Here is a 21,732-nt window from a genome sequence, read left to right as displayed (position 1 = left end):
AAATGTTTTATAACAGTAAGCGTCGGCATGGTTCGAGCGAGCAGATGCCACCGGCTGAATATGAAAACCTATATTATCAACGGCTCAGAAGTGTCTAGATTATCCGTGGCGATTCACACCACGAAAAAAACTTAGAAAGAATTAATAAACTTTTGAATAATTGAAATAGGAGATGCATATGGCAAAACATTTAAACAGGAGTGAAATAAAGGCAATTACACACATGATACTGACTTGGGACGGCAAAATCACATGGAGTGATTTATGTGAATCAGTTTATAAGAATTTAAACAGAACTATCACAAGGCAATCTTTAAGTGCTCATGATGAAGTTGTTGAAGCATATAGAACAAAGAAAAATTTGTCCAATTTGAAAAAATCAGGCTTAAAGAAACCAGCCAATTTAACAATTGCGGCACAACAAATATTAAATCTTAAAGCCGAAAATGAAATGTTGAAAAAACAGAACAATAGATACAAAGAGCAATTTAGCTATTGGCAGTACAATGCTTACAGACACGGTCTTACTATGGAACAGTTGAATAGGCCATTTAATAAAAAATAATATTTGATAGGTTACACCTATTGACAAGTTTAATAAATGCGATAAATATAAATATATGGTCAGGAAGACTATTTAACTAATGCAAGGATGCATTTTATGGACAAGAAAATTATTTATCCAGAGTTTACTCTGGAAGAGCAACTTATTATTATCGTCGATAAGTATCTTTCAAAAAGATACCAGCCCGGAGATAAAAGTTTCTCATACCAGATTTATTTAATTTTTGTGGGATACCATTTAAAATATTTTTACCCTAAAAATATTTATTCTAGATCTAATCGCAACATAGACAACATTATGACAATGTTTAGTTCTGTATACAAATGTCTTACAAGTACTATGTTACAGCGATTAAACAATAAGGAAGCTGTTATCAGGGAGCTAAACTCGCTTGTTAATTACATAGATAACAATCAAGAACGAGCAGAAGAAATCTTTATGGCTATCAAAACTCAATATGAGATAAAAGCAATAGAGAAAGAGCTAACCCATGAAGTCGTTAGAGTAAAAAATGTTAGATTATAAAAGCTCCCGAAAGGGAGCTTCATTTTACTAATTTACTTTATTAATAACTTCCTACTTGCCAGCCATCATCTGATTTTATTAATTTAACTGTTCCAGCTTGCTTTGTTCCGCTCATATCCATAATTATATTGCACTTATAGCTTTTATCAGATTCTTTTGTGCAATCTACTTTTTTTACTGAAGTCAGATAGCTTCCAGTCCATTTCCGCATAGCTTTAAAAATATCATCTTGGGAAGGCTCACTGCTACATGCAGTAAGAACAAATGCAGAAATAATAACAGCAAGAACCGAAGATATTTTCATTAGACTTGTTCCTGATTAAGTATTTTACTGGAGAATGCCAGATTTTGTATTGTTATTATCAGTAGAGAATTTCCATTTGCTTACGGTTTCTCCATTGAAGTCGATTTCGAGAGTTTTAGACTGAGTCTGGGAACCGCCAGTTAGCAAACCGACAATAGGGATAAAAGTCGAGGCATTAAACTGATTGTTATACATGAAATATCTCCATTGCTCGTTGCCATCGTCAAGAGTCGTTCTGGTGTCAGGCTCACCTAACTTAGTGAGTAACTCTGTCTTGGTTGTTTTGTTTTTAATGATCTTTGACTGGAGGCTTTGAGGTGTTTCGTTTTTAAGGTTCTGGTTCCCTGATGTTGAACACCCAGAAAGCAGGAAGACAATAATAAATAAAGAGGACTTTATAAATCGGTTCATTTACTTTCTCATTTTAGGTTTGCGGTTGTGTGAAATTAATTTCACCGTATAAAAACAACTCTGTCTGCATACGTTTTTTTAATTTTATAGATAAGAATAATGATGCTTACGAAAAACGTAATGACTGATACAAGAGTGCTGCCAGTCCACGAAAATGCTAACCACGCGAGCCCAAATGCAACGAATTGAAACAGGAATGCCACACTGAGCGGGCTTTCACCGTAAGCGATCTTTGCATGGCAGCCTTTACAAATCCGCACACCATGAGGACTTTGTGTAAAGCAGAACGGGCACTTAATTGTTTCGTTTTTCATAGCAACCCCAGGGTGGAAGATTTACTGCGTGTTTGTAGGGATTCTCGATGGCTGGCTGGCTAAAGTAAAATCACTTGTACCGATCGATGATTGTTGCTTGATAGGTAATATCTATCATAATAGAGTTATCGATCTGTAATAACGATCAATTTATTATTGACTTATCCTAAATTTACTACTAATAAAATGATATTGCTGTCAGGGATAGGCGGTAAATTTTTGACTATAAATGAATTTTTCTTCTTTTGTGTAGAGTCCGTGTGGCATCGAGTTTTGAGAATCCAGGGTGGGGCTTGTGAAGAATGCTCTTACCATAGCTTCGGAGAAGCTCTATGAACTGCTTTAGAGAAGCAAGCCACCTAAGGAAAAGAAGATGCTTTTGCTGTTGTGCTGCATTCTTTTGAAGAATCTTCTTTACGATTTCGTTTCGTCTGTCTTCTCTGAGCCGCAGTTCGAGTTCAGCAATTTTTTCGCTGATGCTTTCGCTGCTAACTGTCTTCCGTGCTATTTGTTCTACAGGAACAGGAACAGGAACAGGAACAGGAACAGGAACAGGAACAGGAACAGGAACAGGAACAGGAACAGGAACAGGAACAGGTATTGGCATGGGAGCAGGAACAGCAGGGGGGTCTTTTGTTGGTGTGTTGGTTCGTATAGCTTTTAAGTGGTCAGGGTTGTAGCTAAGTTGCTTTTGAAGATTTACCCATGAGTATGCCTTTCCAAGTTGAGATGCCTTGAAAGCTATGCCTGTGTATTCGAAAGAGAAGCCGTTCATTTTACCGGTAGAGGCAATATTGGCCTTCCAAGATACTTCAGCTTCTTCCAGCCTCTTGATAAAAGTTAGAAGGTCCGGCTTATCAGATAAACTTTTATCAAGTATCTGCTGCAGAGCTTCTCTTGGTGAAAGCACCCCGGTTCGTTCCGATAGCATTTTCTCATTACGGGACACTCTCTTCCGCTTCGGTTGTGCTTGCGAGGGGGGAGATGCAGTTTTGGTCACTGTCAGGCCATGAGCGATTTCGAGTTTACTGATGATCTGTGTGCTGATGAGGTTTTCGTTCCTACCCAAGTAGAGCTTCCCACCATTGAGATCTATGCGACTTGCGATAATGTGTATGTGCTGACCAGCCGGATCGTCATGAAGCACATAGCAACAGAGGTGAGTATCACTAAACCCCATCTTTTTCATATAGTCGTCAGCTATCTTTGCCCATTGGTCATTCGATAGTGATTCACCATCAGGTAAGCGAAGCGAGTTGTGCCAAACTGGTTTTGCGACATCCTGGCGAAGATACTTGGTGCTATCGAATTCAGCGATCAGTTCAAGGGCTGAATCACCTAACATGTTCCCGCCAATGACGACTGGATCACTTTTGTGGTGTGCTCCCGGTTTCAATGCGTATTGGACCACACCAGTAAAGTTCTTACCCCTGCGAATCTTCCGCATACCCTTCATTCGGGAGGCTCCATATATCGTCACTTAGAAGGTTTCTGCGAAGCTCTTCCAATTGTCGCTTCACAGCGAACAATTCAGTATGAGTAAGTTGACTGTCTTTGCTTTTACAATCTATATGTTTCGCAATCCGATTTAGCTTTTGTGATATGTCAGTTAAAGCTTTCCAGGTTTCGGTATTGATAGTTGGTATAACAGGAGGTGATTTTTGAAGTAATACCATACGGAGCCATTCACCTTTACTATATCTTTTACGCTGAGAATTGAGTATATCTAATTCTTTTTCATTCAACCTTACACTAATACAGTGAGTTCTCAAACTTGTAATGCTTTTAGTCTCAATATCCTTCTCTTTTTTATCAAAGTGAAACTTTTCATTACTGTTTTTATTATTTTTATCTTGTCTCATTATATAAACTCCTTTTTATATTTTCAATAATCCCAATTAATTGTGGTGGTAATGTAAAATATAGTTTAAATAATAGCTTGTCAATGATGTGTAATTAATTATACTTAGTAATAATTTCGAATTAAGCACATAATTATTTTCATAGTATGTTATTCACAATAGAGACATATCACAGCAATCGAAAAGGTTAGTACAAGTAAAAATGTTTACCATTGATCTTAATGGTGTTATAAATAATCCTCTGGATGAAAAGTGACATACTTTGATCGAAAAAGACTACGCAATATTTCTCGTTGGTAATTATTAGCTTGCTTATTGTTGTGTTTATCAAGCTATGACCTTCTACAAGGATATATAATGTACTCATTAGCCCCTTACTTTATCCGTTGCTACAACAAGAATAATGAATCGAAAAATGTTGAAGAACGTTACGATTTTTTGAACAGAATAGGCCAGTATGATTTATTCTCTTTACTCGAACAATTTATGTTGTTGCATAAAGATTTTGAAAAAATTGACGATAGCAAAGAAACATATAAGTTTCATCATGTCACTTCGAAACCTAAAGAAAGATTCATTTCGGGCTGGATGAGTTTAGGCCATTATGGTATTAAAAATGATATTATTAATACTGATGATAATCAATTAGCTTTCTCTAAGGAAGAAAATCATGCTGATGTCAAAAACTATTATTTCCGGTTTTATATTCCTTTAGAGTCAAGAAAGGGTATCTGTCTGTTATATGCTTATAAGAAGGATGGTATAAAATCGATTTTCCAGACAGAGTTCTCTAAGTTTTTCAATGCCATGACAAATAAAAACATTCAAATAAATCCACTTACATATGATAAAGCCGTGCTTCCTTGGCTGGAAGCCGAAACAAAAGAAATAAGAGTTATTGGATTTACTGCCCCCCGGTCTATTGAAGATAGTATTTCATCGCTTGGTGACATTGATAGAGAATATGTTTTAAAACCGAAAAAGAATGGTACCTTTGGTAAATTTAAAAAGTTCAAAAATAAAGGGAGTGAGCAAGGCAAACTGATCGAGATGTTGAGTGAAGAATCAACTCAAATTAAAGTTAAAGTTGTTATGGAGGGAGGGACTAAAACTTTCAATGTTGGGAAATCAGAAAGAAGCACTATGTGCCAAATTGAGATTGATTTAGAAAAGGTTAAAGTAATTGCGGGTAATCCTGAGTTTGACTCATTGGATTCCTGGGCATCTGATTTAATAAAAGACTTACGTAAACAAATTGGTCTATAAAGGGCTTCTATAATGAGTAATAAAATTAACATATTATGTATTGTGAAAGCACACTTCAATACATTGAAAGATATTTCAAAGAAAGGAATATCAAAGTTAGATATTACTACGTTTATTATTATGCCAATATCACTGTCTCTCTTTTCGGCTTATAAAAACTTCAATCTTAATAAAGACCTTGATTCCCTTTTAGTGAATTTTGGGGCTATTTTTACGGCTTTATTGCTTTCTGTTATTGTATTGATTTATGATCAAGAGAATAGAACTATAGAAAAGGTTAGAAATAATGCTGATAGTGTTGGTGAAGTTTCTCAAAATAAATTACTTTTATTGAAAGAATTATATCATAACATTTCGTATGCGATTCTATGTTCACTCGCCTTGGTAGTTTTAACTTTTATACATTCAACTCTTCCCCCAGTGACTCCAGAAATCATAGATAACAGCCGGGTTTTTATAGATTACAAGATTAGAGGTTTTAGTATTAACTTCAGTTTTACATTTACATGGGCAACAACAATAATATCTCCATTGATAATATTTGTAACTGCAAATATCGTCCTTACAATCGTAATGATTGTCAAAAGGCTTTATCTCATTTTAATAAATAACACAAATTGAAATTTTCCATTTTGATGAAGATTGAAAAAAATTATCGAATGGAGAAAAGGATAAATAATATTATTACTGCTTATTTCTTTTTCAATCGAAGAGCGGAAAAAGCAAGACGACCAAAAGAAGCTCCGCTTCTTTTGGTTAGCTCTTGCTTTACATTGAACATCATTATAGCTATTGACATATTAAAATAAAGTGATAGTACATATAACACAAATTTATTTTTTAGAGGTTGCTATAATGAAAGATCATTTGTTTAATCCGTTATGGAAAAGTGTTTTTATATTAGTGCTATGTAGCATGTCATTTATTCCTAAAATGATGGTAATATATTTAATCATCACTATCATTCTTTTTGTCCCTGTGCTTTTGGCTGAGATTTTTTTTAATGTCGATGAATAATATTTGAATTCCATCTGTTTTTTTCTTGTTGTAATCTATCTTGAATGAAAGATAAGCTATTATTGTTTTGGCTGTCGTGCAAATTGCAATGAAGATTAAAACTATCAAGTTAATATATTCAAAGTAGTTGTCTGCATTCCAAAATTCATGCCAAGTAATATTTATTGGAAGAGGGAAATCAATGTTTTTTCCGGGCAGTAGTTTTGAAACAGCGATGTAAGTAGCATATGCAAATAAACAAAAATCGTTTAAATGCTTATAGGCATCATTTATTCTCCATAGTTTTACTATAAGCAGGGATAAAACTATAAAGTATACAATCAAAATGAAAAGATAGGGTTGGTTGGAGGAAAAAAGAGAAATAACCCAAAGAGAAATAATAAATGTAGATGCATATATTAAATTTAGCAATAAAACTTCAAAAATAAAACTTAAAAATAAAATCCTGTTTTTAAGTCTGTTATACAATTGAGTCTTTGATTTTATCCAGTTCTTCGAGAACATTCCAATCCCCTTTATAATCACTTGTATTTACCCAAAGGTTTTGTAATCATACAGGCAAAGTAAACGCCTATAAGAAGTGCTATTTTTATCTTCACAGTTTATTAAGAAAATTTTAACTTCTTCGCTAACTAATTGATTCTCATAATAACTATGAAAAATGCAATCATCCTTTTTCGATAAAGGAATTGTCTGATCTGACATTATTTGCGAAATTGCTGGGTGAGCGTTTCTACAATTGTTGTTAGAGGTTCTTTCAAAATGGTCTGCAAGCTTTCTTCTCTGTTGTTCTTTATATATCTCGACGTTTTCTAATTCCGGGCAAATTTCACTAAAAGCAAAAATTGGGAAGAACTGAGAACTTTGTATTTTCTGTTTGTTCAATAGTATAATTAACTGTTTGTTAGCTTCTTCGACAATTTTGAAATAATCTTGCATCATTTCTGGTTTCGTTTGAAATTCATACTTGACCCTTTTATGTGAGCCAACAGCTAAAACCATTTGCCCATTTTTTAACTAATCTAAATCTTCAGTTATTTTTACCTCTATGTCTCCACCACTTTTAATCTCATTCCAAACCTTCTGAACTTTTCTTATATCCATCGCTGAAACTGGAAGGATAAGATTAGATAAACTTGAGAAAATGGATATGTAGTTGTCTGTTTTTATTTTGTTTATCCGTATGGTTGTTCCTGACCCAATGTATATATCATGCTCTGATATAGTAGTAGAATTTGAATCTGGTTCATATTCAACCAATAGAAAATTATTGCGAATCTTGTTGGCTAAAACGGAATTTGTAGGAACATAAGAAAATATAGTTTTTAAAATTTGTTGTATATTCCTATCGCTAATACTATAACCTATAAAAATTACTGGGTTGTGTATGAACAATGAAAGCAATTGTGCTCTTATTAATTCATATTTGTTATCAAAATAGTTATAGTCTTCTTCTGTAATCGTTAGTTCAGAAGGGGCTGATACACAGCCATGTATTTTATAAACAGAGCCATAAGGATTACTTAGCAATATACTATTGCCAATCAAAGGCTCAAATTCAAAAAATTGCTCAATCAAAGTATCATAGTTAGTTGTAATAATCGAACCGATGTTTTTTCTCATTTTAATCAGTTCAGCTATTTCATCATTTTTATCTTCTCTAATGGTCACATTGGATAATAATTGCGTAATGTATATCTTGAACCTGCTTAAATTTATTCCTTTATCCATTTCGCTATAAAAAATATCATTTATATCTTTGAATTTCCCATTTCTATCTTTAGATAAAGTTGTGTTAAATATTTTTTCTATGTCACTGGCAATTTTATCATACTTATATTCGCCATTGACTTGACATTTTGATTTAATATCCAGATATGTTTCTTTATCACCAGTTAGTTCGAAACAAATATGTGAAAGTAACCCATTCCAATCAAAGGAGTTTGAAAGGTACCGCAAGCTAAACCCAGTTCCAATGAAGAGTACTGGATGATTTCGATAGTTTGCAATAAATTCTTGAATTTCCATCTATCCTTGCCTCATCACATTGATCTTGCATATGATTTTATAAGTGAGATTTTGCTTATTATTGCTCCTAACTATATGAATTGTCTAGTCTAGATGAACAGAATTTAGACATAGACTTGCTAAAGGTTTAGCTAACCACGTAAATGATATTGCGTATAACGATAAAATAACTCAAGATTTCGGTACTCGCTATATATAGAAGTTATTGTTTTTTTAAACATTTAACTGCGTAATGAAAGGATATATCTTCAAGTCCGTCATTTGTTTTAATATAGAAACACGTAGTGCCATGTATTGATTTACCAACTGTAATTCCTAGGAAACCATTTGAAGTTTTATGTTCCCATTCGTCATGTTTTTTTAGCAGATCTAAGATAAAATCATAATTTTCACCATTAATCTCATCACCAATATTTGTGACCGAAATTATATTTTGGGCTCTAGTTATGATATCAGACTTCTTTTTGAAAATTTCCTTATTGATTAAATAAGACATAGATATTCATCTTCTCCATTCAAGTAACAGAGCTAAGTTCTCCATCATGTTTAGTACACTATGAAAACTAAATTTACAAATTAAAAATGACTTAGAATTATATTTTTATTTTCATTTAAAGTTATCTCTTTAGTTTTTTTAGTTAAATCATGCAGTTAAGTTAATGATGAAGTTGATTATTGGTTTTGGAATGTATAGCTTGTTAATATTACCAAGGTGGTGATGAATTCGTTGAAATCCTCCTAACTTCAATGGTTTGTGTGATATCTCACAACTTTAAAGTTTGTAGACAACTACAATGAATCTGAGTGCAGGACTACATTCCAATTGCTTAGAGATTTCTTTGCAGAGCACTGCTGGTTTGGTAACCTAAGGTAGAGATTTTTTCATAGCTTTCCTACACTGATGAACGACTTTTATGTGGGTTTTGCTAAGGATTTTGACAGTAACCAAACAAGATCCTGAACGATGGACTATGTGATTCACCATGATTAGAAGTAACAATCTTAACTCTTTTCAATTGACTGCTTTAAGTAGACTTTTTTCCGCTTCCGTCTTTAGTGAGATAGCGAAAAAAGGGCAGTCTCCTATGTTTGCTCGCTCTCTCCGAGAAACCGAGCTTTTCGACCATGCCGATACACTTGGGATTACCGTTGGTGAAGCCTTCAATGAGGCATTTGCCTTACTCAGACAAACAGGCTTGCGGAATGAGTATGTTTATCGTTCTGCACTTACACACAATCTTTTGCTTGGGAAACATTCATTAAGAACTGCCTGTATGCTTAATGAATTCAGAATCGGCTCTTGCAAAGCTGATCTCATCATTCTGAACGGAACTGGAACGGTTTACGAAATAAAATCCGAAAGGGATTCCTTAAGCCGTCTACATAACCAAATAACAAACTACCGTAAAGCATTTGGGAAAATCTATGTAATAGCAGGTTCAGAACATATAGATGATGTGCTGAAAACAACTGAATCTACCATTGGGGTATTGAGTTTAACCCGATGGAATCGAATTTCTACTATAAGAGAAGCTGAAGAAGTATTAGATTTTTTATGCCCTGTAACAATCTTTGAGTCATTAAGAATTAATGAAGCGAAAATTATTGCTTCCGAGTTAGGTATAGAAATCCCCGACATACCGAATACTCAAATGCATGGTTTCTTAAAAGAAGAATTTAGTGGCCTACCACCTGTTTCTGTATATAATTTAATGCTAAAAACTTTAAAGGAAAGCAGAAGTTTACTTTCTTTAAGAGAGTTGATTCTTAACTTACCAAAGTCTTTACAACCAGCGGCACTTTCTATTCAGCTTCGCTCTAAGGATCATGAGCGATTAATTAATACTATGCAGCTTCCTCTTAATGAGGCATTGTTATGGGAGTAACAAACTATGTATTATCCTTATTTTCGTGGGAAACAATTTGAACTGTTAGCTATTAGAGACACTGCTAATGTAATGGCTGAGGCAGGTTTTACTCCAATTATAGAGCCTGTGAGAGAGGCTCTCAATGGTCTTGAGCGAACACTGAAAACCATAAAAGAAAATGATGGTAAGGCTATTGTCATCATTAATCCGGCATGTGGTGATCACTCTTCGGATGGACAAAGTATAGCTCAATTATTAAAAAATGAATTTAGTAATTATAAAAAGATTTCTGTAGGAATACTTCTTGATAAGAGTATGACTATTGCGAAGGTTGATAATCTCCTTCATTCAGATCTCGTTCATAAAGTCACCTTTATACATGCTGGGTTTGATGAGCCAAAAGCTTTACATGAAAGATTTGGGGATGGATACAAACATGTATTTATTTCAAACTATTGTTCTAAAGCTTATCGAAAACATTTTTCGGGTTCAGAAAGAATTTTAATTAAAGATGGCTTTGAAAAAAGACGAAATGCTGATCATCCCGATTCTGAGTTCTTTTCAGATCTTCATCTTAACTATGAAGAAGAGGGTATGAATGGTTTTGGTGATTTCTTAATTGTTGGTGATGAATTTAGTGAGTCCGGTGGACCTGCGTATGCGGTTGCTATTCATCTAACTTACATTAATACGAAGCATGAAGATGAAATGTACATCTATCATTTTGTTTCGACAACACGTGATACACCGACAGACCCAGCAGGTAAGTTCGCACAGTCCCTTGATAAATTAATGGCTGCTTTAAATCCAGGCAAATCCATGTTGCTTGAAACGTCGGCTATCAAAGAATTTAGACGATTACATAATCCGAGCCACTTCCCTGGTTTGGGAACAGTTAAAAAATTGTCTATGATTCACCATATAGAAACCCTAGCCGATTTCATGGATGGTAAATAATATGATCAAGTACTGCTGTGCGAGCTGTTTTGGGGATAATGGTTTAAAAAAAAATATCATACCTTCACTTTCCCCAGATTTTGGCGATTGTTCGTATTGTGGTACCAAAGGTATTGAGATTATTGAGCCTCATGCTTTATTTGATCACTTTAGTTCATTGATAAACATCTACGAAAATCATCAGGATGGTAAGAGTCTAGTCGCACATTTGAAAGAGGATTGGAAGCTATTTTCACATCCTCTTTTAGATGAGGCTCATGCCAAAGAGTTATTAGGTGATATACTTGATGATGGAAATATTGTTAGAAAAACCTTCGTACTTTCTGATGATTATAAAAGTGAATCTCTCGCATTATGGGATCATCTTTGTCAGGAACTCATGTATGAAAATAGATATTTTCTCAATAAATCACTTGATACAGATAGGCTTGGCGAGTTATTAAGTTTCCTTGCTTTAGATGATTTTTCTAAAAATTGGTATCGAGCCCGTATTTATGCAGATGATGCTGCTTTTACGATAGACAAAATGGGGGCTCCTCCCAAGAGATTAGTTAGTCATGGAAGAGCAAATCCTACTGGTATACCTTATTTATATCTTGGATCTAAACCAGATACAGCTTTGTCTGAAATTCGACCTCATACAGGTGACAGAGCTTGTGTCGCAGAGTTTACTCTAAAAGATAACCTGATTCTAATAGACCTAAGAAACCCTCGCGAAACCGTTTCACCATTTTTATTAACTGATCCAGGTGAAATGGGTAAAATGCTTGCAGATATACCTTTTCTTGAACGACTTGGTTATGAACTAACAAGACCTGTATTACCTAAAAGTGCAGCCCTTGATTATATTCCAAGCCAATATATATGCGAATTTATTAAGAAAACTGGCTTTCATGGAGTACTTTATAGTAGTTCTGTAAGTGAAGGAATCAATCTTGCTCTTTTTGATCCGTTAAATGCGACTGGAGGAAATGTAAGTATTTATGATATAGATAAAGTCGAAGTTAGTGTAAGTAAACAAAATTAATATACTCTTTGTTCGATTATCACCAGTCGGGGCTGATAGTATCATCGACAATGTGGGTCGCATTAATTACTAAAGATCATAAGGATAGTTGCGATGTTAGAGTCCGGCCTTCGCGATTATTTTTAAGTAATTAGGTTGCAATAGCTTTTAGCCTTTGAGTTTGCACATAATCACTCCACCACTGCGTGAGAGTCACTCGTTCTGCCAGATATTCCGGGCGATTGTAAGCTGCAATTATTTAATCTTTCTTCGAGTGGGCAAGGGCCGCTTCTAAGACACCAGTCCTGAACTTACCAGATTCCTATGTCGCTGTTCTCGCAATAGATCTCATTCTGTTAACCATAAGTTCACCTCCTTAAACCGTTCGAATGATTACGGCTTATACTGCCTACTTATGCTAATATCTAAGAGAAGCCATTATGGTTGTGTAAGTATACTTCTTGGTTTATTTCTGCTATATAAAACCATACCTATGACTGGCTATTTTCAGCAAGAGTCTTATCATCTAAAGAATTTATTTTCGAAATTCTTTTTAACTCATTAAGATAATCAACCTCGTTTTCCAAGAACCAATGAAGAACTTTAGAGTTACCAAGTAATTTATTAATATATGACTGGATTATAACGAATTTCAACATATCTGAACCATACTCGGTTTGAAGCTTTTTTGTTTCTTCCGAAGTTGTTGCCATTTCCTGTTCCAGACGAAGTATGGTTTTTTTTATGTCCTTTTTATAGGGAGTGTTTTTCCCTTTATTTATTATCATCGATGCCGGTGTTGCATCCAAGATGCTCATTGCAAATTTTTTACTATAATTATCAAAATTAATCATTGTACCGACTGCTTCAATTTGACGAATTGGTTTCATTTTCCTCAAAACATCAAATGTAGCCTTAGGTATAGGTTTATCAGAAAGTTTCGCAATCACACTGGGATCTATACCGTTCATCACATTAGCTTTATCTTTTATAGCATCAATAGATATGCCCAAAGCAGCACTAAGTTTTTCAATTGAAACTTTTGCCAAGGACTTGATTATCATTCTATGTTCTTCAACTACATTTATATGATTGACTTGTTTGTTAGGAGTGAACGCATCATCTATGCTCGAAAGTATACATGGAGCTTTTTCTATGCCTAAATCTTTTAAAGCCTCAACCCTTAAATGGCCATCGAGTATCTTAATGGCATCTTTATCTTTGTCATAGAACACTATTATTGGTTCAATAATACCTAAGCTTTCAATTGAGGTAACTATTTGATGATATTTATGACTTAGCTTTACATTTTCTAACAATTCCTTAGAGGGAATTAACTTGTTAGTTTCTAAATAAATAAAATTGTCGCCAAAACGTATCTGAATCATTTTGATGCCTCTTTGTTTATTGGATTGAGGATCTGAGATGGCAGTTCTGATAGATTCTCTTGTTCAAGTAAATTTTGAAAGCTTTTATTCATCATTATGATGTTAAAAATCTCATTTACTATCAGTAAATTAGTTTTTATAAATTTAGAGTTGTTATAAACAGATTTATGTTCAGCGATACTATTTTCATAAAGCCCAATTAACTCCTCAGCAGTCATTCTTTTTGATGGTTTGTGATAATAAAACCCGGCTGCTTTTGCACCTTTATTCCCAATTGTTCGCTGATTTAGAATGTGTTTTATCTTTATAATGTCCCGGCTTTTAATTAATTTTTTATCATATGCTTCGGTAAGAATATCTTGAGCTTCTTCAGTTTCACATCTTGCAAATTGCACTGCAAGATATAGAGGCAAATTCCCCCGTTCGACTGCAGAGAGAAGTTTATGCTCTCCCTTATCAAGAAGCATATTTATACTGCTCACCCAGTTCGATGAATACCCAGTAATCTCACTTATTTCGGAGTCTGAAAGTCCTCTGATTTTCATATCTTTTATTACCTGTAATAACTCATTGGAACGTGGTCTCCTCCTTGCAATGTTTTCAACTAAACTCATAACGTAAGCATCTTCTTCTGATACATCTCTTATAATTGCTGGAATAATGGTTTCACCTAATGCAACGAGAGCCTCTATTCTCCCTTGACCACAAATTAAAGCATATTTGAAATCGTCTTCATCAATCGCTCTCACGCTTATAGGCTTGCTTAATCCTCTTTTTTTTATGCTTTCCTTAATTTCTTCATGCACTACCTTATTTCTAGTTCTTGGGTTAAGGAATTTTATTTTTGCAATCTCAATTTGTATTATTGGGAATTCATTTGTTTCAGGCAGCATATAGTTCCCTCACTTTCATGCGAGTAATAATTTGTAGAAGTTTATCCAGATTATCAAATCTATAGAGATCTAATCGAATGTTGTTTGTTTCCGTCATGCACATTTTACTATATTCGTTTTCTATCTTTGGTATGATATAAAAATCAAGAGGCGAAATATTTTGTGAATCCATTCGTATAACAATTGTTATGTCTGCTTTCTGTGAGTTATCAAACCGGACCTTCCATCTAAGTTTACCTGATTTCATATGTATGCATTTAGTAATAAGGACGGAAATTAAAAGCTCATCATTGATGTAAAGCATTGGGGCATATTTATATTCGTCTATATAGCAGTTACTTTTTAAAATCCTCCCCTTAAAATCCTCAATTATACCTGAGTAAAATGATCTTAGTGCTTCATTTATTTGGAGATAACTGTAATCATGTTCTGGCTTATAACCAATCAAAGTATATGCTCTTAAAAGACCACCAAATCGGGTTCTGTAAACAGAAGATGAAGGGCCTGTATCATCTTCATCAATGATAAATCCTGATAGTTTTCCATTAGATTCCAATTTTTGTTTTAGCTTTTCTAAAAGCTCTTCATTAGTCAAATGTATGGATCGGAGCTGAATTATATCTTGAGCTTTATTATATTTTTTCTTTGAAATAATGGGTTTATATGCTTTGTCACATCTAACCCATTCATGTTTGGGGTTTTTTACAAGTCTACTTTTTAGTTTAGATGAGGTTTTGTTATATATGTTGTTTCCAATATATTTTTCATTTGTCAAGATTTGATGTATTTTTGCACGAGTCCATAATGTTCCATTTTCTGCAGGTATATTCTGTTCATTTAATCTCTCAGCAATAATGAATTCTGGTACGTTATAATCTATAAAGAGATCATAGATTCTATTTACAATTTTTATCTCATTTTTGGGGCCCGGAATTAATATTACTCTATCTGTTTGAATACTCTTTCTTTTGCGGAAACTCAATTTTTCTTTAGCTATGCCATTTTCATCTACTAAAAGACGTCTCAGCCCATAACCAGCCATGCCGCCTTGATGATAACCAAGCTTTATTAAATTTACTTGTCCTATAAATACCTTTTCTGATAAATTCCTGCTGTGATATGCAGCACTAGATCTTTTTATATTCAGTATTACAGAAGACTCTAAAGGGAAATCTTTAGTGGGTATAGGTTCAGAACAGTATATAAGGTCTACACCGTTTCTCTCAAATAGAAAGGAATAATATGCAGCTTCATCACTGTTTTGAAAACGACCAAAACGACTCACATCATAAAATAATACGGCCTGTATATCTATTTTCTTTTGTTCTACATCACTAAGTAACTGCTGCAAAGAATGCCTGCCTACGATACTGACTCCGCTCTTACCTGCATCATCGTAGGTATAAGCGATTTCCATATTGTTCTTTTCAGCATAATCTTTGATGTATTCGGACTGATTATGTAAAGAATATTGCTGATGGTCGGTAGACATCCTCAAGTACTGTGCGACTCTAACTTTATGATTTTTATCATTTTCGCTAGCCATGCACGAAACCTCATGGATGATTCAATACAATGTAGAGGATAAAATTGATCAATTTTTAACCAAATTCAACTCTTTTATCATCGATTAGAGCGAATTTGGTAAATCTTCGAGGTGTATGATAATCGAGAAGAGATGTGAATTATTTAGCTGATATGACCTACAGCTTTCGTTATGTGGACTCAAGGTCCCCATTTGTAAATGGCTATGCTTAGTCCACATAGGTTAATGGTGTGATTATTAATTCTTTAACTAAATCAAGATAGTTAACCCATCATGGGAGATTTATGCGGCAATAACTTTGCATTTTTGAGACGAAACATAGTCACTCCACCATTGCATGAGAACCACCCGTTCAGTGAGATACTCTGCACGATTGTAGGCTGCAATGATTTCATCTTTCTTCGAGTGGGCAAGGGCGGCTTCTAAGACATCAGTTCTAAACTTGCCAGACTCCTCAGCAGCCGTTCTAGCAATGGATCGCATACCGTGAGCTACAAGCTCACCTCCGAAGCCCATACGGATTATGGCCGCATTGGCTGTTTGTTCATGCATGTGATTGAGTGGAGCTTTGATACTGGGGAAAACCCACTCTCTACGTCCGCTGATGGCTTTCATTGAATCCAAGACTCGCAAAGCTTCTTTACTTAGTGGAACTTTGTGAGGCTTCTTCATTTTCATGAACTCCGCCGGGATGTTCCACATTGAGTTGTCAGTATCTATATCGGCCCATCTGGTGCGAACAGCCTCACCAGGACGAACCCAAGTTAGTAACTGCCATTCAATCAGCAATCGTGTCTCCATACGGACTGAGGCGTTGTTTAACACTGTAAGGAAGCGGGGGAGTTCGGTTGGGGGCAGGGCTGGCATGTTCTGTTTCTTCGGCTTACTAAATCTCTGGGCAAGATTGTCAGCCGGATTGAATTCTATGAGTTCTTCTGTTGCTGCATAGCGGAAAACTTCATTCAGGCGGGATATGATGCGGCGAAGTGTTTCAAGGACACCTCGTTTTTCTATGGGGTCTAAATGCTGTTTAAGCATTTTAGGGCGAATCTCCTTAATGGGGGTATCACCCAACGTTGGAAAGATATTTCTTTCTAGGCTTCGCCAGATGTCGTTAGCATGATCCTGGGAGATGCCTGACGTTTTGACTTTCTCATCAAGCCACTTCTTGGCTACTGCTTGAAATGTATGTTCCGTTGCATCTTTTAGGGCATTGGCTTTCTGGGTGTTATGAACTTGTGGGTCTATACCATTTGCAAGCAACGACAAGTATTCATCACGTAAAGCTCGTGCCTTAGCAAGTGTAAGATGAGGATAGGTTCCTAAGCTCACCTTAGTTCGCTTTTTGGTCACAGGCACTGCATATCTGAAATACCAATTTTTCTTCCCTCCCTTCGCCAGGGGAGCGATTCGCAGGAGCAAACCATCGCCGTCAAAAAGGTTAACCTCTTTCTCGGCAGGTTTGGTGCTTTTGATTTCAGTGTCAGTGAGCTTCTTAGCGATTTTTGCCATTTGGGACCCTCGATTTTTGGACCCTTCTTAGTGGGTCCTATTCAGGGTGCCATAACTCGTAGTTCTCAGCAATTCTCACTGGACGACAATAGACGTAAAAAAGCCCGCAGAGCTTGTGCTGTGTGGGCTTAGTAGACTTCATTGTACTTCAAACAACTAAAAAGTGGTGGAGCTGGCGGGAGTTGAACCCGCGTCCGAAATTTCTACATCCTCGGTACTACATGCTTAGTTTGTCTTTACATTCGCACGCCAGCTGCGGACAGACACGCCACTAACGAACTAGCCTGATTAGTTTTAACGCTTCAACCCCAGGCAGGGCTTCCACGCGATCTCTTTTGGGTTTGACCTCTCTTTGATCCCCGTCTTAAGAGCGGAAGCTAGGGAGAGAGGGCTCAGAGCAGGTTATTAAGCTGCTAAAGCGTAGTTTTCGTCGTTTGCGACTATTTTTTTGCGGCTTTTAACGAGGCAAACCGCCCCTCGGCATGCACCTTGGGTTTCGCAAATCCCGTCGAATCCAGAATCAGCCCCAATAGTGTTGAACTAAGTATACCAGATTTCACTTCCTGGATACCAGCCCGGAACGCTAACTTATTGAATAGTACAATAAGTGCGCAGAATCAACGTCCTGCGTTTTTCATAATGCGCGCTTTGTCCAACTGCCATTCGCGCTCTTTCAGGTCAGTGCGTTTATCGTGCTGTTTTTTACCCTTCGCGACGCCAACTTTCACTTTGCACCAGGCGTTTTTCCAGTACAGAGACAGGGCGACCACGGTGAAACCTTCACGGTTGATGCGTCCGTAGAGGGATTCCAGTTCACGCTTGTTCAGCAGCAATTTACGCGTGCGCGTTGGGTCACACACGTAGTGTGAGGAGGCGACGGTCAGCGGCGTAAAGTTTGCGCCGAACAGGAAGGCTTCGCCATCTTTCAGGATCACGTAGCTATCGCCGATGTTGGCTTTCCCGGCGCGCATCGATTTTACTTCCCAGCCCTGCAACGCAAGGCCAGCTTCGAATTCTTCTTCAATGAAATACTCGTGGCGAGCACGCTTGTTGAGCGCAATGGTCGCCGAGCCTGGTTTATGTGCTTTTTTCTTCGTCATAAGTGTCGTAAAGCCGTCGGTAATCTGATTTCAAAAAGTCACCTCATTGCGTCCTGTGAGGTCTAACGCGCTATCTTAGCACGAGATGAGGCTTAGCGTTTTTTTAACAGGTGATAAATGTTATTATTTGTCCGTTGTGTGACCATGGGAAATGCTATGCCTCAGATTAGCCGTACTGCGCTTGTGCCTTACAGCGCGGAACAAATGTATCAGTTAGTGAACGATGTTCAGTCTTATCCAGAATTTATTCCGGGATGCACCGGGAGCCGCGTTCTGGAGTCCGGGCCGACGCAGATGACCGCGGCGGTGGATGTCTCTAAAGCGGGGATCAGCAAGACGTTCACCACCCGCAATACGCTGACCAGCAATCAGAGTATTTTGATGCATCTGGTGGATGGTCCGTTTAAGACCCTGATGGGGGGCTGGAAGTTTACGCCGCTGAGCGCTGACGCCTGCCGCATTGAGTTCCATCTGGACTTCGAGTTCACCAATAAGCTGATTGAGCTGGCGTTTGGCCGCATCTTTAAAGAGCTGGCATCGAATATGGTTCAGGCGTTCACCACCCGCGCCAAAGAGGTTTACAGTGTCGCATAAGATTGCTGTAGAAGTGGTGTACGCGTTGCCGGAAAAGCAGTATCTGCAGCGAGTGACGCTGGAAGAGGGTGCAACCGTAGAAGAGGCGATCCGCGCTTCCGGCATACTTGAGCTTCGCAGCGATATCGACCTGGCGAAGAATAAGGTCGGGATTTACAGCCGTCCGGTGAAGCTGGGCGATGTGCTGAAAGAGGGCGACCGGGTGGAGATTTATCGTCCGCTGATTGCCGACCCGAAAGAGCTGCGTCGTCAGCGCGCGGAGAAGGCCAGTAAGTAGCGCTTTCTTCCCCTTACCCTCTCCCCAAAGCGGCGAGGGGATCAACACAAAACAAAAAAGGTGCTCAATGAGCACCTTTTTGCATTTCTGACACCGGATTATTTGGTCAGGGCAGGCTTGTTGTCGATGTTGGTCAACACACCGGCGCTGCTGAAGGTCAGCGTAAGGGTCTGCTGGGTCGCATCTTCGTGGCCCGGCTTCTGACGGAATACATAGAACCAGGTGTTAGTGCCGAACGGATCGGACATCATCGGGGTTCCCAGTGCATAAGCGACCTGCTGTTGTGTCATCCCCACGCGGATTTTGGACACATCGTTAGGGGTAAGGTAGTTCCCCTGGTTGATGTCAGGACGGTAAACCACTTTCTCCAGAGTGGAACAGCCTGCGGTCAACATCAGAAGAACCGCTGCGGCAGCGGTCAGCATTTTACAACGCATAGTGATTTGATTCCTTTTCGGGCCCGAGCAGAACGCGGCTCATATGTAATATGCCGATGATAATAGACCTTGCCCCACTTTGAAACCGGTCTGGCGGCGTTTTTGTTGTTCTGTATGACCCTGAGATCCCGAAAAAGTTTATGCCGCCAGCAGTTCTTTCGCGTTCGCAAGCGTATTGCGCGTGACTTCGCTGCCGCCGAGCAGGCGTGCCAGCTCCTGCAGGCGAGCACGTTTATCCAGCGGCTTCATGTGCGTTTCGGTCATTTCACCGTCGGTTTCTTTGCTGACGATAAAGTGATGATGACCGCAGCCCGCAACCTGCGGCAGGTGGGTGACACACATCACCTGCGTTGATTCGCCGAGCTGGCGCAGCAGTTTACCCACCACCGCCGCCGTCGGGCCGCTGATGCCGACATCCACTTCATCGAAAATCAGCGCCGGGGTGTCCATTTTACGCGCGGTGATCACCTGAATCGCCAGCGCAATACGCGACAGTTCACCGCCAGAGGCCACTTTGGAAATCGCCTGCAACGGCTGCCCCGGGTTGGTGGTGACGCGGAATTCGATGCGATCCGCACCTTCCGCCGTCAGGTGATTCTCTTCAAAGCGAACGTCAATGGTGAAGACGCCATGCGGCATCGCCAGCGTGTGCATGCTGTCGGTAATGTGCTGGCTTAACTCCTGAGCATAGTGCTGACGGATTTCATGCAGCTTTTGCGCTGTGGCCAGCGCCTGTTCATGGTGCAGGCTCACCGCCAGGGAGAGGGTTTCCAGCGAGTCAGCCTGATCGTCAAGCTGCTGCTGCTCGTCCAGCAGAGACTGATAGTAGCACGGCAGCTCTTCCGGCGTAACGTGGTGCTTGCGCGCCAGCGAGATCTGACGGGAGATACGCTGTTCCAGCTCAAACAGACGGTTCGGGTCGAGATCCAGACGCTCACAGTAGTGGCGCAGTTCGTCACCGGCTTCAGAGATCTGAATGGCCGCCTCTTCCAGCATATCCAGGACGCCAGACAGTTTGCTATCCATACCGACCAGTTCGGTAAGCAGCTGGCGGACGTTATACAGCTGGCTCTGCAGGTTCACGTCTTCGCCATCCGCCAGAAGGTTGAGCGCATTCTGACTGGTTGAGAGCAGATGCCCGCTGTTCGCCAGGCGTTTGTACTCTTCGTCGATTTGCTCAAATTCACCCGCCTGCGGGTTAAATTCATTCAGCTCTTTGAGCTGGTATTCCAGCAGCTCCGCGCGGGCGGCACGCTCCTGGCTTTGCTGCTGGTGCTGAGCGAGCTCGCGGCAGCTCTGATGCCACTGGCGATAGTGCTCGGCCATAAGCTGAGTAAGCGCGTATTCACCCGCATAGCCATCCAGCAGCGCTTTCTGCTGTTCGGGTTTGACGAGTTGCTGATGCGCGTGCTGACCGTGGATCTGAATAAGCAGCTGGCCGAGTTCACGAAGCTGGGAGAGCGGGACCGCCGTGCCGTTGATAAAGCCGCGGGAGCGACCGTCGCTGCTGATCACGCGGCGAAGTAAACACTCACGTCCATCTTCAAGCTGGTTCTGTTCCAGCCAGCGCTGGGCGGCAGGGGTGTCTTTCAGGGAGAAGCGGGCGCACAGGTCGGCACGGTTTGCGCCCATGCGCACCATGTCCCCCTCGGCGCGGCCGCCAAGGCACAAGCCGAGGGCATCAATGGCAATGGATTTACCTGCACCGGTTTCCCCGGTGATCGCCGTCATGCCGCTGTGGAAATCGATCTCAAGCTCACGAACAATGGCAAAGTTGCTGATGGTCAGTTGTGCCAGCATAATTGTTTTCCTGTATGAAAAACCATAACTGTGTTTTCATACAGTATAAACTGGTTTTATAT

Annotated in this window: 25 protein-coding genes, 1 other RNA gene and 1 pseudogene; 9 read left to right on the top strand and 18 right to left on the bottom strand. The window is 38.8% G+C overall.

The annotated features are described in order from the left end of the window. Nucleotides 1–178 precede the first annotated feature (178 nt). Nucleotides 179–565 (top strand): hypothetical protein, encoded by a 387-nt coding sequence (locus tag F0319_RS17550; protein WP_001062153.1) that lies wholly within the window; start codon nucleotides 179–181, stop codon nucleotides 563–565. Between the two features lie 96 nt (nucleotides 566–661). Continuing rightward, nucleotides 662–1,090 (top strand): hypothetical protein, encoded by a 429-nt coding sequence (locus F0319_RS17545; protein WP_149367458.1) that lies wholly within the window; start codon nucleotides 662–664, stop codon nucleotides 1,088–1,090. Nucleotides 1,091–1,130: 40 nt separating this feature from the next. On the opposite strand, the gene F0319_RS17540 is transcribed toward F0319_RS17545, so the two are convergent. From F0319_RS17540 to F0319_RS17520, 5 genes are all read right to left on the bottom strand, one after another. After that, on the bottom strand, nucleotides 1,131–1,394 hold the full coding sequence (locus tag F0319_RS17540; RefSeq protein ID WP_032291778.1) for a hypothetical protein: 264 nt from the start codon (nucleotides 1,392–1,394) through the stop codon (nucleotides 1,131–1,133). 24 nt (nucleotides 1,395–1,418) lie between these two features. Beyond that, nucleotides 1,419–1,805, bottom strand: coding sequence for a hypothetical protein (locus F0319_RS17535; RefSeq protein WP_149367457.1), 387 nt, complete (start codon nucleotides 1,803–1,805; stop codon nucleotides 1,419–1,421). A gap of 41 nt (nucleotides 1,806–1,846) precedes the next feature. Next, nucleotides 1,847–2,119 carry a hypothetical protein gene (locus tag F0319_RS22415; RefSeq protein ID WP_000787429.1) on the bottom strand — a complete coding sequence of 91 codons (273 nt, stop codon included), beginning with the start codon at nucleotides 2,117–2,119 and terminating at the stop codon, nucleotides 1,847–1,849. Nucleotides 2,120–2,342: 223 nt separating this feature from the next. Further along, nucleotides 2,343–3,575 (bottom strand): relaxase/mobilization nuclease domain-containing protein, encoded by a 1,233-nt coding sequence (locus F0319_RS17525; protein ID WP_149367456.1) that lies wholly within the window; start codon nucleotides 3,573–3,575, stop codon nucleotides 2,343–2,345. Beyond that, complete coding sequence (locus tag F0319_RS17520; protein ID WP_420889907.1) at nucleotides 3,544–3,981, bottom strand: hypothetical protein; 438 nt, start codon at nucleotides 3,979–3,981, stop codon at nucleotides 3,544–3,546. The genes F0319_RS17525 and F0319_RS17520 overlap by 32 nt, the downstream gene beginning before the upstream one ends. Nucleotides 3,982–4,338: 357 nt before the next feature. Between F0319_RS17520 and F0319_RS17515 the strand changes: the two genes are divergently transcribed. Further along, nucleotides 4,339–5,247: a hypothetical protein gene (locus F0319_RS17515; RefSeq protein WP_024623163.1), complete on the top strand. Its 909-nt coding sequence runs from the start codon at nucleotides 4,339–4,341 to the stop codon at nucleotides 5,245–5,247. Nucleotides 5,248–5,259: 12 nt separating this feature from the next. Continuing rightward, entirely contained in the window at nucleotides 5,260–5,868 is a 609-nt protein-coding gene (locus F0319_RS17510) for a hypothetical protein (RefSeq protein WP_049102081.1), read from the top strand. Nucleotides 5,869–6,195: 327 nt separating this feature from the next. On the opposite strand, the gene F0319_RS17505 is transcribed toward F0319_RS17510, so the two are convergent. The 4 genes from F0319_RS17505 to F0319_RS17495 all read right to left on the bottom strand — a co-directional run bounded on the left by F0319_RS17505 (nucleotide 6,196) and on the right by F0319_RS17495 (nucleotide 8,788). Beyond that, nucleotides 6,196–6,768 (bottom strand): hypothetical protein, encoded by a 573-nt coding sequence (locus tag F0319_RS17505; RefSeq protein WP_052949111.1) that lies wholly within the window; start codon nucleotides 6,766–6,768, stop codon nucleotides 6,196–6,198. A gap of 27 nt (nucleotides 6,769–6,795) precedes the next feature. Then, entirely contained in the window at nucleotides 6,796–7,266 is a 471-nt protein-coding gene (locus F0319_RS22410; RefSeq protein ID WP_240168112.1) for a hypothetical protein, read from the bottom strand. Nucleotides 7,267–7,281: 15 nt separating this feature from the next. Then, nucleotides 7,282–8,292 carry an SIR2 family protein gene (locus tag F0319_RS17500; RefSeq protein ID WP_240168111.1) on the bottom strand — a complete coding sequence of 337 codons (1,011 nt, stop codon included), beginning with the start codon at nucleotides 8,290–8,292 and terminating at the stop codon, nucleotides 7,282–7,284. 202 nt (nucleotides 8,293–8,494) lie between these two features. Next, nucleotides 8,495–8,788, bottom strand: coding sequence for a DUF3223 domain-containing protein (locus F0319_RS17495; RefSeq protein WP_047732577.1), 294 nt, complete (start codon nucleotides 8,786–8,788; stop codon nucleotides 8,495–8,497). 589 nt (nucleotides 8,789–9,377) lie between these two features. Here F0319_RS17495 and F0319_RS17490 point away from each other — a divergent pair. From F0319_RS17490 to F0319_RS17480, 3 genes are read left to right on the top strand one after another with little or no spacing between them, the layout of a single operon-like run. Beyond that, the gene (locus F0319_RS17490; protein ID WP_240168110.1) at nucleotides 9,378–10,178 is read left to right on the top strand and encodes a sce7726 family protein; all 801 of its coding nucleotides are present in this window, start codon (nucleotides 9,378–9,380) and stop codon (nucleotides 10,176–10,178) included. A gap of 6 nt (nucleotides 10,179–10,184) precedes the next feature. Continuing rightward, nucleotides 10,185–11,117, top strand: a complete 933-nt coding sequence (locus F0319_RS17485; protein WP_149367453.1) for a sce7725 family protein — start codon at nucleotides 10,185–10,187, stop codon at nucleotides 11,115–11,117. Between the two features lies 1 nt (nucleotide 11,118). Then, nucleotides 11,119–12,144 (top strand): RES family NAD+ phosphorylase, encoded by a 1,026-nt coding sequence (locus F0319_RS17480; protein WP_149367452.1) that lies wholly within the window; start codon nucleotides 11,119–11,121, stop codon nucleotides 12,142–12,144. Nucleotides 12,145–12,274: 130 nt separating this feature from the next. Here the strand turns inward: F0319_RS17480 and F0319_RS22405 are convergent. From F0319_RS22405 to smpB, 7 genes and pseudogenes are all read right to left on the bottom strand, one after another. Next, a pseudogene (locus tag F0319_RS22405) lies at nucleotides 12,275–12,499 on the bottom strand (integrase); the annotation flags it as partial. A gap of 115 nt (nucleotides 12,500–12,614) precedes the next feature. Beyond that, on the bottom strand, nucleotides 12,615–13,511 hold the full coding sequence (locus F0319_RS17470) for a ParB/RepB/Spo0J family partition protein (protein ID WP_105514584.1): 897 nt from the start codon (nucleotides 13,509–13,511) through the stop codon (nucleotides 12,615–12,617). After that, entirely contained in the window at nucleotides 13,508–14,404 is an 897-nt protein-coding gene (locus F0319_RS17465; RefSeq protein ID WP_045351110.1) for a ParB/RepB/Spo0J family partition protein, read from the bottom strand. The genes F0319_RS17470 and F0319_RS17465 overlap by 4 nt, the downstream gene beginning before the upstream one ends. Next, a complete protein-coding gene (locus F0319_RS17460) occupies nucleotides 14,394–15,950 on the bottom strand; it encodes a recombinase family protein (protein ID WP_149367451.1) in 1,557 nt (518 codons plus the stop codon). Before F0319_RS17460 ends, F0319_RS17465 begins: the two co-directional genes overlap by 11 nt. A 282-nt stretch (nucleotides 15,951–16,232) precedes the next feature. Continuing rightward, complete coding sequence (locus F0319_RS17455; RefSeq protein WP_149367450.1) at nucleotides 16,233–17,462, bottom strand: integrase domain-containing protein; 1,230 nt, start codon at nucleotides 17,460–17,462, stop codon at nucleotides 16,233–16,235. A 164-nt stretch (nucleotides 17,463–17,626) separates the two neighbouring features. Next, nucleotides 17,627–17,990: a transfer-messenger RNA gene (ssrA, locus tag F0319_RS17445) on the bottom strand. Nucleotides 17,991–18,079: 89 nt separating this feature from the next. Then, nucleotides 18,080–18,562, bottom strand: a complete 483-nt coding sequence (gene smpB / locus F0319_RS17440) for an SsrA-binding protein SmpB (RefSeq protein ID WP_149367449.1) — start codon at nucleotides 18,560–18,562, stop codon at nucleotides 18,080–18,082. Nucleotides 18,563–18,718: 156 nt separating this feature from the next. On the opposite strand from smpB, the gene F0319_RS17435 reads away from it, so the two are divergent. Further along, nucleotides 18,719–19,156 carry a type II toxin-antitoxin system RatA family toxin gene (locus F0319_RS17435; RefSeq protein WP_014832955.1) on the top strand — a complete coding sequence of 146 codons (438 nt, stop codon included), beginning with the start codon at nucleotides 18,719–18,721 and terminating at the stop codon, nucleotides 19,154–19,156. After that, on the top strand, nucleotides 19,146–19,433 hold the full coding sequence (locus F0319_RS17430) for an RnfH family protein (protein WP_023325903.1): 288 nt from the start codon (nucleotides 19,146–19,148) through the stop codon (nucleotides 19,431–19,433). The genes F0319_RS17435 and F0319_RS17430 overlap by 11 nt, the downstream gene beginning before the upstream one ends. Nucleotides 19,434–19,531: 98 nt before the next feature. Here F0319_RS17430 and bamE read toward each other — a convergent pair whose 3' ends face one another. Together bamE and recN are read right to left on the bottom strand one after the other, a co-directional pair. Continuing rightward, complete coding sequence (bamE, locus tag F0319_RS17425) at nucleotides 19,532–19,870, bottom strand: outer membrane protein assembly factor BamE (protein WP_008502502.1); 339 nt, start codon at nucleotides 19,868–19,870, stop codon at nucleotides 19,532–19,534. A gap of 138 nt (nucleotides 19,871–20,008) precedes the next feature. After that, nucleotides 20,009–21,670: a DNA repair protein RecN gene (gene recN / locus F0319_RS17415; protein WP_149367448.1), complete on the bottom strand. Its 1,662-nt coding sequence runs from the start codon at nucleotides 21,668–21,670 to the stop codon at nucleotides 20,009–20,011. Nucleotides 21,671–21,732 lie beyond the last annotated feature (62 nt).

Source organism: Enterobacter vonholyi, from assembly GCF_008364555.1.
Taxonomy (GTDB): domain Bacteria; phylum Pseudomonadota; class Gammaproteobacteria; order Enterobacterales; family Enterobacteriaceae; genus Enterobacter; species Enterobacter vonholyi.
Note: the sequence above shows the minus strand (reverse complement) of the source record. Positions and strands in the feature narration are given on the sequence as shown.

Bases quoted from the DNA above. Each gene is read 5' to 3' on its own strand.
- F0319_RS17550 (WP_001062153.1), top strand. From the start codon at position 179: ATGGCAAAACATTTAAACAGGAGTGAAATAAAGGCAATTACACACATG.
- F0319_RS17545 (WP_149367458.1), top strand. From the start codon at position 662: ATGGACAAGAAAATTATTTATCCAGAGTTTACTCTGGAAGAGCAACTT.
- F0319_RS17540 (WP_032291778.1), bottom strand. From the start codon at position 1,394: ATGAAAATATCTTCGGTTCTTGCTGTTATTATTTCTGCATTTGTTCTT.
- F0319_RS17535 (WP_149367457.1), bottom strand. From the start codon at position 1,805: ATGAACCGATTTATAAAGTCCTCTTTATTTATTATTGTCTTCCTGCTT.
- F0319_RS22415 (WP_000787429.1), bottom strand. From the start codon at position 2,119: ATGAAAAACGAAACAATTAAGTGCCCGTTCTGCTTTACACAAAGTCCT.
- F0319_RS17525 (WP_149367456.1), bottom strand. From the start codon at position 3,575: ATGAAGGGTATGCGGAAGATTCGCAGGGGTAAGAACTTTACTGGTGTG.
- F0319_RS17520 (WP_420889907.1), bottom strand. From the start codon at position 3,981: ATGAGACAAGATAAAAATAATAAAAACAGTAATGAAAAGTTTCACTTT.
- F0319_RS17515 (WP_024623163.1), top strand. From the start codon at position 4,339: ATGTACTCATTAGCCCCTTACTTTATCCGTTGCTACAACAAGAATAAT.
- F0319_RS17510 (WP_049102081.1), top strand. From the start codon at position 5,260: ATGAGTAATAAAATTAACATATTATGTATTGTGAAAGCACACTTCAAT.
- F0319_RS17505 (WP_052949111.1), bottom strand. From the start codon at position 6,768: ATGTTCTCGAAGAACTGGATAAAATCAAAGACTCAATTGTATAACAGA.
- F0319_RS22410 (WP_240168112.1), bottom strand. From the start codon at position 7,266: ATGGTTTTAGCTGTTGGCTCACATAAAAGGGTCAAGTATGAATTTCAA.
- F0319_RS17500 (WP_240168111.1), bottom strand. From the start codon at position 8,292: ATGGAAATTCAAGAATTTATTGCAAACTATCGAAATCATCCAGTACTC.
- F0319_RS17495 (WP_047732577.1), bottom strand. From the start codon at position 8,788: ATGTCTTATTTAATCAATAAGGAAATTTTCAAAAAGAAGTCTGATATC.
- F0319_RS17490 (WP_240168110.1), top strand. From the start codon at position 9,378: ATGTTTGCTCGCTCTCTCCGAGAAACCGAGCTTTTCGACCATGCCGAT.
- F0319_RS17485 (WP_149367453.1), top strand. From the start codon at position 10,185: ATGTATTATCCTTATTTTCGTGGGAAACAATTTGAACTGTTAGCTATT.
- F0319_RS17480 (WP_149367452.1), top strand. From the start codon at position 11,119: ATGATCAAGTACTGCTGTGCGAGCTGTTTTGGGGATAATGGTTTAAAA.
- F0319_RS17470 (WP_105514584.1), bottom strand. From the start codon at position 13,511: ATGATTCAGATACGTTTTGGCGACAATTTTATTTATTTAGAAACTAAC.
- F0319_RS17465 (WP_045351110.1), bottom strand. From the start codon at position 14,404: ATGCTGCCTGAAACAAATGAATTCCCAATAATACAAATTGAGATTGCA.
- F0319_RS17460 (WP_149367451.1), bottom strand. From the start codon at position 15,950: ATGGCTAGCGAAAATGATAAAAATCATAAAGTTAGAGTCGCACAGTAC.
- F0319_RS17455 (WP_149367450.1), bottom strand. From the start codon at position 17,462: ATGGCAAAAATCGCTAAGAAGCTCACTGACACTGAAATCAAAAGCACC.
- smpB (WP_149367449.1), bottom strand. From the start codon at position 18,562: ATGACGAAGAAAAAAGCACATAAACCAGGCTCGGCGACCATTGCGCTC.
- F0319_RS17435 (WP_014832955.1), top strand. From the start codon at position 18,719: ATGCCTCAGATTAGCCGTACTGCGCTTGTGCCTTACAGCGCGGAACAA.
- bamE (WP_008502502.1), bottom strand. From the start codon at position 19,870: ATGCGTTGTAAAATGCTGACCGCTGCCGCAGCGGTTCTTCTGATGTTG.
- recN (WP_149367448.1), bottom strand. From the start codon at position 21,670: ATGCTGGCACAACTGACCATCAGCAACTTTGCCATTGTTCGTGAGCTT.